Below are 15,151 nucleotides of genomic sequence, written 5' to 3' on the forward strand. Positions count from 1 at the left end.
AGCCGGTCTGCTGTCCGGAAACAGGTTTATATTTTTCATCATCCTCTCCGGTATTAGTACAGTCCTGAATCCTTATGAAGGGTAGGCTGTATTTTTTTATAGTATATAAAAGACCGGCGGAATGTAATTTCCGAAAAATTCACCATTCACAAATCGTTCATTTAATGCATATTTGTATTAAAACAAAGCAATGATCTTAAAAATTATTAATGGTATCCTTATTCTGGCAGCTGTTTTCATGGGAATAAAGCAGGGAACGGCTATGTTTATGGGGAAACCCGAAATGACAGCCATGTTCGGGAAATGGGGTTTTGACAAAACGGGGCTGATGATCAACGGGGCAGTAACGATTCTGGCTGCTGTGCTGATCCTGTTTCCGAAAACTTTTATCTGGGGAAACTTTCTGATGGCTGCCGGAATTCTGCTGATCATATGCTTTCATATGGCAGATAAAGATTTTAAAGGAGTGATGATTGAAATTCCGTTTCTCCTGCTCAATCTGCTGATCATTTACCTTCAGCATCCGCTTAAAAATTAATGCCCTATGAAAAAATATACAATGATTATCGTTGCTTTATCGTGCGGAATATTTACCGCATGCGGGCAGAAAACACCTGAAAAGCAGGATGACAGAAACCCCGTAAAATCAACCATAAAAAAACAACAGAGTATGGATCTTTCAAAAATTACAGACACAGATGTAAAAATGGCTGTGGAAGCATTGCAGTCCGGAGATATGAACTGGTACAGCTTTTTCACGGAAAATCCGGTAATGACCGACGATGGAAATAGCGTGAATTTCAAGTCGTTTTTTTCCAATGCACTCGGAAAAGAAAAATTTCTCACCATAGACCAGGTGGAGAACGGAGGGAAGGATATCTACGGAAATTTCCAGGCAGGGCAGTGGGGAACATTTCCCGTATTCTTTAAATTTCATAAAAATGCAGAAGGAAAGTTCGACAGACTGGATATAGGGCAGAATAAATAAAACAGAAAAGCGTTCATTTTTCAGAGGCTGCCCTTTCCGGGCAGCCTCTGAAAAATTTAAGGGGTCAAATAGAAAAAATTATCAGTTAAATTCAAATTTTCTGCTTGTCCGCAAGCCATAAATCTGTATATGCGCTGGCATTATGAAGATACACCAGTGAAAATCAGGCTCCTGTTTAATTCAATGGAATGTTGGTAAACCTGTATTATTGCGATGTCAGTTGTTTTTTGGAAGGCTGTATTTTTCGTTCTTCAGAATGGCCTTAATGGCATCTGAAATTTCAAACAGCTTTCCGTTATGGTTATTACCCAACAGAATGATCGTCAGTTTTTCATTCAGGTCAGAAACCAGAATTGCTTCATAATTTCCGGCTCTTCCGTCATGTAAATGCTTCGTCAGTTTTCCGTTTTTAAATTTTGCTTCTCCTAAAGAGGACTGTGTTTCCGGCAAATTAAATGCCTGTCCCAGTTCAAACAGCGAACCTGCATTAATTATTCTGAGGGAATAAAGACAGTCCGCCCATTTCAGCAAGTCTTCAGCCGTTAAATAAGTTCCTCCCGTTATGGGAAGGTCTGCTTTGTCTGCCACTGAATCATTATTAAACCCTCCGGCTATTTTTTCTTCGTTTTCAAAAGGAGTCATGACAGAAGTACTCATTTTGCAGGGGGTGAAAATAAACTTTTCTGCATAGTTTTTAAAAGGTATTCCTGTAATCCGTTCAACAATGAACTGGCGCAGGAATATGTTATTGTTGTTGTAATCGTAATGAGTACCTGCCCTGAAATCAAGGGTGTCAATAAGTTTTAAACCTTCAAAAAGGTCCCGGTCGTTCTTAATTTTTTTCCAGTTTACATTGGGAATTCCGCTGGTGTACTGCAGTAAATCTTTGATCCTTACCTCATTGGCCCACGCCGGCAGTTCCGGAATATAGCGGGAAACTTTATCCTCCGTTTTCAGTTTACCCTGCTCCTGAAGTTGTAGCAGTGCAGCTGCGCTGAACTCTTTGGTGATCGAGCCGATGTTGAACCTGTAATCTGTGGTCAGTTTTTCCGTTTTTGAAGCATCTGTAAAGCCGAAAGAAGCATTGTAGATTATTTTATTATTCTTTGCTACCAGAACATTTCCGTTAAAAACTCCAATCCTATGAGACCATTTCATGAGTGAATGGATCCGGCTGATCTTTTTTGTCTGGGCAACAGCAGTATTGGTAAAAAGGAAGAGAAAAGTAAAAATAAAGAAGAGTTGTTTACAGCTGCAGGTGTTTAGCATTTTGTTGTTTTCAGTGGTTTTAGCAGAAATTAGCCAATATCAGCTCAGGCAGGCCGTATTGTGTTATAAAATATTTTCAAATATACGTAAATAAGGCGAACGGGTAAGTTTTCCGGAAGTCTTCAGTTTGATTAAAGGAGAATAATCCTTTATAGAGGACTGCAAAGGCATATCACAGGGAAGTTTGCCCTTTCGCAGAGCCAAAGCTAACTTCAGTCCGGGGTAAAAAATAATTCTGTCTTTTAATCAAAATTCTCTCCTGTAACATCTTTATTTACAGGTTGTTATGTTTTAAAATGATTTTTTAGTAACAATCGGTTTTTTTTTACAAAAAAATACATCTAAAATATGATACGACAAGTTCTGTCGCACTGATGGAATAGATTTGCTTTAAGAAAGTTCCCAGAATAAGTACAATTATGTTCCCGATTAAAAAGAAAGGTGGATATCCATTTTAGCGGAAACCACCCTAAAAAATAAGCTAAGACTGAAGATGTATCCATAAAAAATACGCTTCAAGCCTCAACCTATATAAAATCAAACAAATTTACGTAAATGCCAGCAAACAGTAATGCATCACAGACTTTATTCAGGTTTGTGAGTTTAAGAAACCCTCAACTTACAGAAACAAAAAAAAGAAATTTAGGATTTATTCACAGGCCAGACCGTGTGACCGGAGTTTTTGATAATGCTGTGATAAGAAAAGCCAGCAATGTCTCCAGGGTGGGAGCCATGATCAAAGAGGCAGTAGGATTCAATAATATTGGATTTGAAACCGAAAATAAAATTGAAGAAGGAGCATTTGGCCGGCTTCTTATGATCGGGCGGAAGCTTTCTAAGAAAAAAGAACTGAACAGCAGTGAATATACCTATGTTAAAGATTATTACGAAAGCCTTATTGATGCCGGTAAAGAACTGACCACCAATGGTATCGGAATATTTACCCGCCTTTGGGATAATTACATCTATCAGATTGTTACCCAGAAAGATTTTTACGTCAAAGAGGCAATCAGCCACATTCTAATGGCAGTCCATCTTGGTTTTGCCCAGTCGCTTGATCTTACTGATACGGAAATAATCAGCATTAACGGAAGTCAGCCATTGGATAAGGCACTGGACGGAAGAATTGTACTGCCCCAATCTTTATTTTCTGGGGAAGAGGGAGGTACGGCCAATCCCGGAATGCCTGCTCATACGCCGGATGCCAAAACCATACAGAGATTAGAAGCCGAAGCAAGCGTCTTGTTGACCGTTAATAAAGCTGTTCACAGGAAAAATGCATTAGAAAAGCTTACGGCAGAAGTGAAAAAGCTTCAGAAAAGTTACCATAAATACAGCGATCTGGCCTATCAGAATGATTATTCCAGATATCTGGAAGAAAACAAAGAACGTCTGGAGCTGTATGACAGAAAACTGGCCGAAATCGAAAGTGAAATCACAGAAGAAACCCCTGAAAGTGAGAAGATTCTTCTTTATGAAACGCTGAAGGAGTTTGAAGTAGAACCTTTCAGGTTTTCATATAAAAATGAAATTAATCTGGAAGACCTTCAGGCTAAACTTTCTCCGGAGTCTTTCGATCTTTTCATTAAACTTTTTACTGAATTTGACCAGGAAAATGCCTCTGAAGATGTTATTAGGGAGGGAATTAAAATTATTTCTGATAATACCATGATCATCGGGGGGCAGATTTTCGCTCTGGATGATGAACTGCATTCTTACTCAGATGCTTTGGCAGTGATTTCAGAAAATATCTCTTCATCAATAGAAACCGCGTTTGAACATTCCCTTGTTTCTCCTCAGGAATATGTAAATATTGGTGGAGCGTCTGTTCCTGTTATTCCGGGAATCAACAGAACTCCAATGGCATACAGCTTTTACGCGTACAGCCCTGTTCTGCTTTCAGGAGTTTCCGGTTTTGTCAATTTCTCATTCGAAGTGGAAGATATTTCCTGGAGTGTAGCCAATGTTAAAATTATCGCTTCTTCGGATATTACGCCAGGGTTTGAAGAAAATTACCGTAATATTCCTGTAATAGATAATAAAGTTACACTTCCGGTAAGCCTGATCAATAAGTTCAAAACCACCCTAAGTTTCAGAATTGAAATTATTTTCGACAATGGATATATGGCGTATGAAGATTTTGGACAGATGATGACCAAAGGCAGTACCAGCCGTACCGGTATACTTAATTTAAAACCTGCTGTGGAAAACCCTGGCGGTATGCTCCCTGCGAGAATCCGGAAACGTAAAAATTTCGGAATCAAAAGGCTTGGAATTGCAGATTACCTGAAAGTGGTACAGAGCGTTCATGCTTATGTTCCGGGAGAAGTCTCCAATATTGAGAATGTTATGGCGAGTGAGCTAAGGCATAAATCTTCCGTCGCAAGAGATTATTCGGAAATTACAGACACTCCTTCAAAATATGAGGAAACCGAAAAAATTTCTGATACCTCAAAAACCTCAAGAACCGATATGCAGACAGAGGTAGCCCGGGAAATTGATGAACAGCACAGTATTACTGCCCATACAAAATTCAGCTATGGCAAAGGCAATACGATGAAATTTGAGATGGGAGCAGACTACGCCAATAATATGGCACAGCATGACAGCACACGGCAGGCAATGATGAAATCCCAGGAGATTACAGAAAGAGCGATGGAAAGAGTGCTTTCCAGAATTTCGGAAGAGAGAATTCAGAAAATCATCAAAGAGTATACGGAAACCAATGTACACGAATATGATAACAGAGGAAAAGTAACCAATACGGATAACCCCGATGCGGCGCAGCCCAAACACATTACCGGAGTGTACAGATGGATAGATAAGAAGATGAAAAACCAGATCTACAACTATGGTAAACGTACCATGTTTGAATTTATGGTTCCAGAACCGTCAGGATTGTACCGTTTAGCCCAGGCGGTCTCCAAAGCCCAGGTGCTTAGCGCTCCTGTGGACCCAAGAACCGCTCCGGAAAGGCTATGGAAGATGCCGGATTCGAAATCTGCAACCGTAGAACAGATACAGCACTGGGCACAGATTTACGGAGCAGAAATTGTTCCTATGCCACCTGATTCGAAACAGGTAATCCACAACGCCGCAGGTGTTCCACAAACCGACAATGATTTTGGAATTGATCATTCCCAATTTGCCATACCGGATAACTATGTGGCGAAAAACGCAAGCTTCAGCTGCAGGTCTGCCAGAAACAGAGGTGGGGGCAGGGAAGGGGCCCGTTATTCCGAAGTATTCTGTTCCAATTTAAAAGGAGACATGATCGGCCGTTCTGAACGTGGCAATATTAATTTTGACCAGTCCGTCTCAGGTCTTGCTGCGGCAGGTCATGTCGCTTTCCAGGTAAAAGGTCACAATGTAAGAAACTACACCATAAAAGTAACGGTAAATTGTGAACTGAGTACCGGATACATTGCTAACTGGAAAACTGAAAATTTCAATACGGTTATCAGAGCTTACGAGGAAGCGTATAGAAAGTTTCAGGAAGAGCAGGCCAGAATAGACGCGGAACAAAAGGAAAAAGAAGCTGAGGCAAAGAACAGACAGGGAAATTTCTACCGCCATATGGAGCATGATACCCTGAAGCACAACTGTATCGCTTACCTGCTGCAGGATTATCTTAATACCCCGGGGCAGGAAACTACAAACAGAGCCGATAAAACAACGGAAATGGATAATTTCCAGGTATACCTTACCGAAAACCCCGATCAGTATGCTGCACTGGCTAAATTTATGGAGCAGGCCTTTGAATGGGAAATCATGGACTATACTTTCTATCCTTACTATTGGGCAAACCGTAAGAGTTGGAAAGAGTTCTACCTGTCTGAAAATATAGACCCGCTATTCCGAAGCTTTCTTCAGGCTGGAATGGCCAGAATTATTGTTACGGTAAAACCTGGCTTTGAAGCTGCCGTACAGTTATTCCTTGAAACAGGACTGATCTGGAATGGAGGGGCCGTTCCTGTAATCGGAGATCCTATGTACATGAGTATTGTGGATGAAATGAGACAGCCAACAGGCGAGCCACAAGGAAAATACTGGATTACAAGACTGCCTACCACCCTTACCATCCTTCAGGATAGGTCTACCGGGTTACCTGTTAATCAGCCATTACCGATCTTCCCGGAAAATGATCCTGAAAACTGCGAAAATCCGGCAGAGCTTGAATTTGAAACAAGCTTCAGACTGGATGCAGATGCCCAACTGCAGCACGGAAACAACGAAACAAGTACATTATACTAAATTTATTTTATAAAGAGAGGCCGTCTCACAACTTGTGAAACGGCCTTTTTATGAAATTTTCCTGTATCCCTATACGATGTGGGTTTTCGTTTAAGTAATTCTCAAGCCTCATCCTCATCATCTTTTAAGATAACAATATTGCCTTCCTGCATTAGAAATCTATACCCAAAAGGTATGGCTAAATATTTTAAAATATCAGGACGAGCAAAAGCTACATGATAAAAATGTACCAATTTTAGGGTCTTAATATCATCATTATAATCGTCTGTGATAAGATACCATCCACATTGATCCTGAGGTAAATCACCATATCTGATTCCTTCGATATCTTTTCCTTCGTAAACACCGTCCGATATAACAACCGACTGATTAAAATTTGGAAAAAGCGGATTAAGGTTTTGTTGCCAACATATTTCTGATTGTTTTCTAACGACTGAAATTGCTGTATCGCAGCCTTTATTAAAATCACTACCATCGGTATTTGCTTCATACATCTCATAGCAATTATTTTCAGCTAGTCTGAATTGTAGAAGCCATGAGTAATAGCCGATATTTTGATTTTCAGAAATAATAGGCTTATTAGTTGTAATATAGTCTATAAGGTATTTAACAACTTCTATATAATCTTCAGGCGGATTGTTACCAATGCTAATTCTAATCTCTTTGGTTATCCAAGAATGTAATTCTTTCGTTTCTACGTAAAGATGATCTACCACATTAATTTGAATTCCTTTGTATGTTATCATATATTTTATTTATACTATATACTTTTTTCTATAAGTCCTTGATTATTCATACTTATAAATCGTTGGATTTTATTGTAGATTTTCGTAGCCACTTTTACCATCTTTTCTTAAAAACAATAAAACACATATTATCACAAAACCAAATAATCCAAGTAGTGATAATAAAAAACCAGATCCATTAATAAGATTATAAACAAACATAAATAATGAGGAAATACCAAGTCCATATAAACCCCACTTATTCCATTTAAAAAGCAGTACAGTAAAGTAAATATCTAATATGCTTAAAATTAACAATGTGATATTTTCAAAATTTGTTTCATTTGAGATATTAATCATATAATTCCGCACTGCAAAGGCATCTACGATTAAAATTATCATCAAATAAATGGTTAACAATATGTGCATTTTTTATTGATTTCAATTACTGAACATTCTATAAAGTAGATTTTAGTTTGATATGTAATAGCAAAATAGGTAAGAGTATTTTTTGATACTCTTACCTGATTTTTTGAGTTTTGAACTTTTAGTAATTGCGCTTTATGATAATCTGATTGGGAATTTTTTATTTTCTAATAAAAATCTCTCAAATGAATCACCAAATTCTGCTTCGATTCCTTTAGCTAAAGCGACACCTCCCGTCGATATCAGTTCAAAATCTCTAACCTCATCAATAATCTTGAAAATGACTTCGGATGTCTCAGTATCAAAATCCTTCTTCACAGATAATTTCGGATTATCCAATTTAAAATTTCCCTTAATATATTTGCATCCCATCATTACAAGAAAAAGAACATCATCCTTTCTTTTTGAATATATTTTTATTGCTAATCTAATGTGACTAATATCAAACATCCATATTTTTGCTTTATCACCTTGATATTCAGTCAAAATCTGATTAATTCTATTTATATCTGTTACTATTTCCATTTTGTACAACCTTTAATATTCACTTACATTATTCATCCTTTTTATATTTATTAAAAACCTCTGGAAAATTATATTTAGTTGATAGTTCTTTTAAATTTTTCATGATAATTAATATTTTTTATTACACTGATTAATTTATGATAAATATTTTTAATAAGCAGACCATCAGGGGGAATTGAAATCATTTTTCAGTATAAATACGTAAACTGTTGTAGTTTTAATACTGTGTAAACCATAACGGCCGGTTTTAAAATATCTGTATATCCGGGCATTTATTAAATAAAAGCCAGAAATTATTAAAGTGATACATGAAGCAAATGAGTCCATACATAATCCGGCACAGTAAAATCTCCTTATATTTAATCACGAAATTTTAACCTTGTTGAATCTAAAACTCTAAGGCTGTTATCAACGATCATTATTTTTTAGCTGTTCTGCTCCTGAATTATATGTTTACTTGCAGGAAGTTCAAACCCAAATACCGATCCTTTCCCCCTTTCCGAAGAAACAAATATTTTACCATTGCTTCTTTTAATAATTTCTGAAGATATATAGAGTCCCAGACCTAAACCGGATATTGTATGTTCTTTATCACCATTTACTCTGTAAAACTGATCAAATACATGTTTTAAATTCTCTTTCGGAATTCCTATTCCAAAATCCCGGACACTGAATTTTACTGTGTCTTTCATAGCAGCAGTGCTTACAATGATTTCCCGGGCATTGGGAGAATATTTTACTGCATTGTTAATAAGGTTACTCATTACCTGAGAAATTCTGTTTCTGTCACCCCGTATATTTCCCACTTTCTCTCCGTTAAATATTATTTTATGATTACTGGCCATTTTCTGTTCTTCTATAATGTCGATCACCAGGTCGTCAAAATTAAATTCTGATATATGAAGGCTCATTTTATCTTTTTGAATTTTGGTAACATCCAAAAGTTCTCCTACCAGAGCATTTAATTTATTTACCTGCTCATCTATTTTTTTTGCGGTAGTTTCATTTTTTTCATCTCCTATTTTCTTTAGATTATTAGCGAGATATTGTGCATACAGTTTTAAGCTTGTTAAAGGTGTTTTCAATTCATGGCTTGCAATCGCCAGAAAAATATCTTTTTGATTTTGTAATTCTTTGAACTCATTGATATCTGTACAGGTTCCTATCCACATTTCCACCTCCATATTTTCATTGTAAACGGGAATTGCTCTGGCTAAGAACCAACGGTATGAGCCTGGATTGCCGGGATCTTTGAACTGGTATTCAATTTCATAGGGTTTTTCGTTTTTCAGACAGTCTTTCCACGTTTCCAATACATCATCTACCATATCCGGATTTAAAATATTTCTTAAATTTTCATTTGGATCGGAGTCTTTAGGGAATTGTGTGTATAAATACCAGTTTTGATTGAAATAGGTTGCATTGCCATGTTTATCGGCGGTCCACACAATCTGAGGCATAAACTCGGCAAGAGTTTTGAATTTTTTCTCATTCTCCCTGAGACGTTTTTTTATTTCCAGCTCTTCAGAGACATCATATCCCAGGGTCATTACATATTTTACCACTCCATCATCATCCCGGATAGGCTGAAAAATGTAATTAATGTACTGTTTTTTATTATACTGGTCTTTAAACTCATGCTCTTTTCTGGAAATCTGAACCCCCTCATGAAAAGCTTTTAATAAGTCCTTATAGATAGGCCGTCCCTCTATTCCCGGTACCGTATCTTTAACGAAACTGCCTATTACAGGTCTGTAACCCCAGACTTTTTCTGAGATCTGGTTGGAAATTTTATATTCAAAGTTTTCTCCTTCGCATACATTAATGGCCACAGGAACATTTTCAATAAAATGTTTTAATAAAATCTCATTCTCGTGTGCTTTTTTTTGGGCCAAAAAAAGATCTGTAACATTGATACAGGTAATCAGGACAGAGTCTGATACCCCGGTTTCAAAGTTAGGAATGATCCGGAAAGAAGTATTGTAATAGGATGCCCGTTTTTTTCCGTTAATTATTCTTTCAACTTTTAGCCCCATGATATCAATTGGTCTGCCTTCCTTAAGTGTAATAAGGTAGTTTTGGTAAAAAGGCTGGTCAATTATTTCAGGCAGTAAATATTTTAGTTTTCTTCCTATAATATTTCTGCCTTTATTAATGATACTTATTACTGCTTCATTGGCCATTTCAATCAACATTTCTTCTCCGGAAAAAATACAGGTCATGTATAGATTATTAGAAATCAAATGCTGAATTTTTTTCTCTGCATCAAGCAATCTGCGTTCATCGTATACCTGCCGGGAAACTTCTGTCATTACGATACTTATCCCTGATATCCTATGGGTGGATTCAGATATTACAGGTGTGAAAATAATATTATAAAACCCCTCATTAAACTTACCTTTTTTCTCAAAAACAACGATCTGATTTATGCTTTTGTATGGCTTTCCAGTTTCAAAAACCGATTGCAGGATTTCATAAAACCCCTGGGTTTTCAATTCAGGAATGGCATCCTTCAGTTTTTTACCTGTTATATCTTCATCTTTACCCAATATTTCCAGCATTTGAGGATTTACTAATTCAATAAGCATATCTTCTCCTTTCAAAAGAGCCAGTGCAACAGAAGCCTGAGAAAATAAAGTAAATAAAGATTCCTGGCTAATATCAATTTTATTAAAATTAGTATCCATAAAATTAAAAAAGAGTGTTTCGGATTTGAGATTTCGGCTTCTTCATTTATATCAACTGTTTTTTTGACTCAATTTTATGATATCAATGGTTGTAAGTAGTGTTTTTTAGTCCTCTTATTTTTATTGGTGGGGGATATACTCAAATTACCGGTGTAAATTCTTTTGCAATCAGGTGTTTTAGTTTTAGATTTCATTTCTGTTTTGTAAAATTACCGTATCGGCCTTGCCATGTTCGTCAAATTCTATGTACAATACTTTTCTCTTACTCAGCCAGCGTCTTTTCAGAAAAATCACGGTACTGTCTTTTGTCTTTAGCAGAAAAGCAGGATTTCCTCCGCAAAGCATTGAAATTTCTTCCCAACTCATTCCAATGAAACTGATTTTTTGTATGTCCGGATTTTTTTTCATACCTGCTTATGCATTTGTATAAAGCCGTTTTAAGGGAGTTCTGTCTATTGATAACTTTATTTCTTCGTCTGATATTATTCTTTGTAAAACTTCCCGGCCTGGATATTCTTTCTGAATTGCAGAAGGGGGGCGCTTTTATTTTGTTTAATCTCCAGTACCACTATACCGGGAAGTGATTGTCAGATACAGTGTCAGACGCTGCAAAATCATATTCAGATAATGTATTCCACTTTAAGAGTACTCCGGAATCAGGATTGTCTGCTTCGTACATTTTAATCTTTACTTTTCACCCCGGAGTATTTCATAAGGATATAAATATGGCTATCTCAATATGGCTTTCGGCATTTTTTTTTTAGAATCTGCTGTGTAAATATTTTTAAGATTCTTCATATGCTTTCACCTATTTGAATAATGTTTTCGAATAATGAGTTTTTTTTGAATTAAAAGAAAAATCATCATTTGTGTTTGAAGGGAAAACCAAATTTCAAACTATGAAAAGAACTTTAATATCATTATGGCCGTTACCCGGTTTTCTGTAATTTCAACCGTTTTGGAATAGATCGGGATCATCTGATTTCCAATACAAAACTCAGATATTTTTTTCAAAGAAGGGAATATTATCAATCATAATTCATGTACTTTTTTGATTTTATATGTGTACAATTTATGTACATGTTGTTTATGTTGCTGGATTACAGGTTTTTAAAATAAATCTGTATTTTGGGATTTATATAGGTTGGGCTTATTGATGACTACGGAAAAAATATATATTTGTACATGTATTACTACATACTTTTAATCCTATTTTCTTCAGCTAAAACTTAACTATGAGAAAAAAAATCCTCTTGCTCATTTTATTATTAGGTTCTGTGATTTCATTTGCTCAAAGCGATCGGGATACAGATCAACAGGAAGTGTATACACTGATATACAAAAAAGACTTTACAAAAGTTCAGGCTTTTATTGATTCAAAATTTTTAAAATCCAATACTACTTCAAAAAAAATTATCGGATATGTTTACCTGTCTGATTATTATTCTTTTTTCGATGACAGGGAGAAAGAAAAGGTAGATGCTTTGGAAAAAGCAAAAAAAATGGCTTTTGTAACATCAAATGCTGTGGATATGGCATATGTTCAGGCGGGATATGCCAGGTATTATAAAAAATTAGGTAAGAACGACCTGTTTATAAAATCCATTAATAAAAGTATTGAAACTTTTGAAAAATATCCTGATGAGAATTTTATTCTCGCCCAGCTCTATACTTTGAGATTTAAATACAAAGCCGAAAATCCACTTGAAAAAGATACCAGATCAGATTGTCTTAAGGCCAATTATTATGCATTGAAATCTAAAAATAATATTTTAATAAATCTTACCTATAATAATCTGGGATACTTTTATAAAAAGAAATATTATGACATAGACGATAAAAAATATCTTGACTCTGCGGTTATTAGTTATCAGGATTCTTATAAATATATAGATCTGATAAAGGATAATGAAGCAAGGCAACGGTCTCTCGTTATATATTATCTTAATTATGGAGGAGTAATGAGTATATTAAATCCTAACAGCTACACAGCCTTGTTAAAACAGTTCAATAAAATATTGTCGATCAGTAAAAACAACAATAAATTCAATGAAATTACATCTTCCACCTACAATAATATTGGATCTGTATACGAGAATATTAATAATATTGACTCGGCAAAGGCTTATTACCTAAAGGCTTATAATTTGTCAAAAGATGACAATGAGATTTTTACCGGTAATAAACTGATAATCTTCAATAACCTTTCAAGAATATATGAAAATTCTCACCATTTGGAAAAAGCATTGAGTTTTGAAAGAGAGGCTAAGGAACTTATACAGAAAAACAGTGAAAAACAGTTCCTTAATAATACAAAATCTTTGGAAATTTTTTATCAGACAGAGCAAAAAAGCCAACAGATAAAAGATCTCAAAAAGCAGCAACGATTATATATTGTCATCATTGCCCTGGTCGTTTTGGGCATTATTCTTATGATTTATATTTTTTACAACAAACAAAAACTGAATAAGCAAAGAACAGCTCTTTTAGAGAGCGAACAGAAATATCTTGCCCTGCAGCAGCAGCAATTACAAAAACAGGCAATAGCAACATCTCTTCAGCTTGAATCCAAAAATAATTTTATTAATGAGCTAAAGGATAAAATTAAAGAAAAGAATGATCCAAGCTTTGAAAAAATACTGAGAGAGGAGCAATTGGCCGATAATGATTTTAGCGGAATCCAGAAAATCGTCCAGAATATTCATCCAAATTTCTTTAAACGGCTCCAGGACATTGCCAAAACAAAACTTACAAATCTTGATATGAAATATGCTGCCTATATTTACCTGAATATGGACAACCAACAAATTGGGAATATTCTAAAGATAGACCCCAATACCGTAAGAGTGACAAAATACCGGTTAAAACAAAAATTTGGCTTAAAAAAAGAGGATGATATCCATAGATTTATTCAAAATATAGAGTGGTGATAATTTCCTGTACAGTAAGTAAATTTCTGCTTTTTTAAGCTTCTTCTTTAAGTTCAGTAGAGGGAAGCAGATGCAGTCCGATCAGGCATTATCTCTGTAATTGTATTTTACCCATTACATCATGAGGGCTGGTTGCGGGCTGATAATACTATCTGATCCGGTATTGATTTCCCGGGAATCTCTACCGGATCCGGCTTTGAACTGTAAAACTGATATGAACCAATATCAAAAAATCCATCGGAAAGAATATAGATTACCAAATGGAATCTTGAGGCGATTGCAGTTTGTTTGCGTATTCATGGGAGCACTGCAATTTAATCCGTTTTTGTCCTGTTTAAAAAAGTTAGTATTCGTGGTGCTAATCCAACCAGAACATGTCCCGTTTCCGGAATAATATTTCCGGTAAAATTTTTGACAATATTTTGCAATCTGGCGGCAATCGCCTGATTCGAGCGGATTACATCTTGATCTCCGCCAATAAGTAAGACAGACATTGTTAAGCGGCTGAGTTCATCATCCGAAAAAATATATTCTTTTTCTATCCTCGCATTAAAGTTTGTTTGTATTAAATCCATAAATGCAATGATCTTACTGTCCACACGCTGGTTTCCCAGCACCAATCTATTAATCCTGATACGTCCGGCTGTTCCCAGAAGAGAGTAGAAGAGGGCTTTTACAATAAATGAGGTTTTGGTAGGGATCACTCCTGCAGGTGTCAGTAAAATCAGCCGGTTGACTATTTCAGGATAGCTTATTGCAAAGCGTAACGCCAGCCAGCCTCCTTGCGATAATCCGATTATATTTGCTTTGCTGATATAGAGCATGTCGAAAATTTCTTTTAGCCATTCCGCGAAATCTGTTGTTTGGTAAGAAGGTCTGGTTTCTGCGCTTTTTCCTGCCTCTCCGATAATATCTATCGCTATGACTTTATATTGTTTTGAATATCCGGCAATGTCAGATATCCATGATGTCGCATTAGAGGACGCGCCATGCAATAAGATTAAAACTTCTTGGTGCTGACTGCCGGCCTCCAAAAAATAGGTGTCCCCATAAGTTGTTTTCAACATACCGGTTTTCAAATTCAATGACGAATTCTTTATCGCATCTTCATAAGTACGGATAATTTTATTTTTCCCTTCAGGGCTTTTATAGACTGATTTATTCATAATATTTTTGTATAATAAGAATTATATTAACACCCTTTCGCTTTATCGGCTCTTAAGGTCATGACTATACTGGTTACCATAGCGGCTTTTCTGGCATCAATACAATATTTTTCGCATGGATACCGGCTAAGTTTTTTCACTATGCAAGAGTGATGCTTTTGCCGTAAGTAGATTATTGAAA

General features: G+C 36.0%; 11 protein-coding genes. 4 read left to right on the forward strand and 7 right to left on the reverse strand.

Features of this window, described 5'->3' with window-relative positions; all coding sequences use genetic code 11:
• Nucleotides 1-190 precede the first annotated feature (190 nt).
• Complete coding sequence (locus tag AC106S_RS19470) at nucleotides 191-538, forward strand: DoxX family protein (protein ID WP_482441337.1); 348 nt, start codon at nucleotides 191-193, stop codon at nucleotides 536-538.
• Nucleotides 539-544: 6 nt separating this feature from the next.
• Entirely contained in the window at nucleotides 545-988 is a 444-nt protein-coding gene (locus AC106S_RS19475) for a hypothetical protein (protein WP_482441338.1), read from the forward strand.
• A 216-nt stretch (nucleotides 989-1,204) separates the two neighbouring features.
• Here the strand turns inward: AC106S_RS19475 and AC106S_RS19480 are convergent, their stop codons facing one another.
• Nucleotides 1,205-2,257 (reverse strand): serine hydrolase domain-containing protein, encoded by a 1,053-nt coding sequence (locus AC106S_RS19480; protein WP_482441339.1) that lies wholly within the window; start codon nucleotides 2,255-2,257, stop codon nucleotides 1,205-1,207.
• 555 nt (nucleotides 2,258-2,812) lie between these two features.
• Between AC106S_RS19480 and AC106S_RS19485 the strand changes: the two genes are divergently transcribed.
• Entirely contained in the window at nucleotides 2,813-6,511 is a 3,699-nt protein-coding gene (locus AC106S_RS19485) for a hypothetical protein (protein ID WP_482441340.1), read from the forward strand.
• 101 nt (nucleotides 6,512-6,612) lie between these two features.
• Here AC106S_RS19485 and AC106S_RS19490 read toward each other — a convergent pair whose 3' ends face one another.
• The 5 genes from AC106S_RS19490 to AC106S_RS19510 all read right to left on the reverse strand — a co-directional run bounded on the left by AC106S_RS19490 (nucleotide 6,613) and on the right by AC106S_RS19510 (nucleotide 11,240).
• Nucleotides 6,613-7,257, reverse strand: coding sequence for an immunity protein Imm33 domain-containing protein (locus AC106S_RS19490; RefSeq protein ID WP_482441341.1), 645 nt, complete (start codon nucleotides 7,255-7,257; stop codon nucleotides 6,613-6,615).
• Nucleotides 7,258-7,326: 69 nt separating this feature from the next.
• Nucleotides 7,327-7,638: a hypothetical protein gene (locus AC106S_RS19495; protein ID WP_482441342.1), complete on the reverse strand. Its 312-nt coding sequence runs from the start codon at nucleotides 7,636-7,638 to the stop codon at nucleotides 7,327-7,329.
• Between the two features lie 159 nt (nucleotides 7,639-7,797).
• On the reverse strand, nucleotides 7,798-8,187 hold the full coding sequence (locus AC106S_RS19500; protein WP_482441343.1) for a hypothetical protein: 390 nt from the start codon (nucleotides 8,185-8,187) through the stop codon (nucleotides 7,798-7,800).
• A gap of 425 nt (nucleotides 8,188-8,612) precedes the next feature.
• Nucleotides 8,613-10,874, reverse strand: coding sequence for an ATP-binding protein (locus tag AC106S_RS19505; RefSeq protein WP_482441344.1), 2,262 nt, complete (start codon nucleotides 10,872-10,874; stop codon nucleotides 8,613-8,615).
• Nucleotides 10,875-11,057: 183 nt separating this feature from the next.
• Nucleotides 11,058-11,240, reverse strand: coding sequence for a hypothetical protein (locus AC106S_RS19510; protein ID WP_482441345.1), 183 nt, complete (start codon nucleotides 11,238-11,240; stop codon nucleotides 11,058-11,060).
• Between the two features lie 869 nt (nucleotides 11,241-12,109).
• Here AC106S_RS19510 and AC106S_RS19515 point away from each other — a divergent pair.
• A complete protein-coding gene (locus AC106S_RS19515) occupies nucleotides 12,110-13,804 on the forward strand; it encodes a tetratricopeptide repeat protein (RefSeq protein WP_482441346.1) in 1,695 nt (564 codons plus the stop codon).
• 314 nt (nucleotides 13,805-14,118) lie between these two features.
• Here the strand turns inward: AC106S_RS19515 and AC106S_RS19520 are convergent, their stop codons facing one another.
• The gene (locus AC106S_RS19520) at nucleotides 14,119-14,970 is read right to left on the reverse strand and encodes an alpha/beta fold hydrolase (protein ID WP_482441347.1); all 852 of its coding nucleotides are present in this window, start codon (nucleotides 14,968-14,970) and stop codon (nucleotides 14,119-14,121) included.
• Nucleotides 14,971-15,151: the final 181 nt, after the last annotated feature.

It is taken from the genome of Chryseobacterium sp. FR054, assembly GCF_056844565.1.

What these genes read in the sequence shown, in the direction of transcription:
- AC106S_RS19520 (WP_482441347.1), bottom strand. Translation starts at nt 14,970, where the DNA reads ATGAATAAATCAGTCTATAAAAGCCCTGAAGGGAAAAATAAAATTATC.
- AC106S_RS19510 (WP_482441345.1), bottom strand. Translation starts at nt 11,240, where the DNA reads ATGAGTTGGGAAGAAATTTCAATGCTTTGCGGAGGAAATCCTGCTTTT.
- AC106S_RS19515 (WP_482441346.1), top strand. Translation starts at nt 12,110, where the DNA reads ATGAGAAAAAAAATCCTCTTGCTCATTTTATTATTAGGTTCTGTGATT.
- AC106S_RS19485 (WP_482441340.1), top strand. Translation starts at nt 2,813, where the DNA reads ATGCCAGCAAACAGTAATGCATCACAGACTTTATTCAGGTTTGTGAGT.
- AC106S_RS19505 (WP_482441344.1), bottom strand. Translation starts at nt 10,874, where the DNA reads ATGGATACTAATTTTAATAAAATTGATATTAGCCAGGAATCTTTATTT.
- AC106S_RS19490 (WP_482441341.1), bottom strand. Translation starts at nt 7,257, where the DNA reads ATGATAACATACAAAGGAATTCAAATTAATGTGGTAGATCATCTTTAC.
- AC106S_RS19470 (WP_482441337.1), top strand. Translation starts at nt 191, where the DNA reads ATGATCTTAAAAATTATTAATGGTATCCTTATTCTGGCAGCTGTTTTC.
- AC106S_RS19480 (WP_482441339.1), bottom strand. Translation starts at nt 2,257, where the DNA reads ATGCTAAACACCTGCAGCTGTAAACAACTCTTCTTTATTTTTACTTTT.
- AC106S_RS19500 (WP_482441343.1), bottom strand. Translation starts at nt 8,187, where the DNA reads ATGGAAATAGTAACAGATATAAATAGAATTAATCAGATTTTGACTGAA.
- AC106S_RS19495 (WP_482441342.1), bottom strand. Translation starts at nt 7,638, where the DNA reads ATGATAATTTTAATCGTAGATGCCTTTGCAGTGCGGAATTATATGATT.
- AC106S_RS19475 (WP_482441338.1), top strand. Translation starts at nt 545, where the DNA reads ATGAAAAAATATACAATGATTATCGTTGCTTTATCGTGCGGAATATTT.